Below are 515 nucleotides of genomic sequence, written 5' to 3' on the forward strand. Positions count from 1 at the left end.
GTCTGGTGCATGCCGGTGCTGGCTGGACCTGGGTGTTGCTGGCGGGACTGGCCGGGGTCGGCTATGGTCTGGCCTACCGTTTCGGCGGACTGGGCGCGGCGATCGCCACCCATTTCGGCCTGAATCTGTTGCACTTCGGCCTGTTCACCTATCCGATGCTGGCCAGTTGACGCAAGCGCGGTTTTGCGACGCCATACTTAAATCTGAAAAAAAACTTCAATAAAAACCTGTCGGCGCCGACAACCATTCAAAGCCTTGCGGATTGAAAAACCATGCGTAACAACCAGCCCATTACACAACGCGAGCGGACCTTTCCAGCTCAGCAACGGTTGATTTCCACCACCGATGCCAAGGGCGTGATCACCTATTGCAACGACGACTTTGTCGAGATCAGCGGGTTTTCGCGGGAGGAACTGATCCGGGCGCCGCACAATCTGGTCCGTCACCCTGACGTGCCGTCGGCGGTGTTCTCGCACATGTGGGGCACACTGAAACAAGGCTTGCCATGGATGGGC

The 515-nt window shown here is 57.9% G+C and carries 1 protein-coding gene and 1 pseudogene; both read left to right on the top strand.

The features are described 5' to 3' along the window. Positions 1–170: pseudogene (locus J5M71_RS27175) on the top strand (CPBP family glutamic-type intramembrane protease); the annotation flags it as partial. A 102-nt stretch (positions 171–272) separates the two neighbouring features. Continuing rightward, a partial coding sequence (locus tag J5M71_RS27180) for a PAS domain-containing protein (RefSeq protein WP_207838619.1) occupies positions 273–515 on the top strand: 243 nt, incomplete at its 3' end.

Source organism: Pseudomonas sp. 43(2021) (assembly GCF_017490805.1).
Taxonomy (GTDB): domain Bacteria; phylum Pseudomonadota; class Gammaproteobacteria; order Pseudomonadales; family Pseudomonadaceae; genus Aquipseudomonas.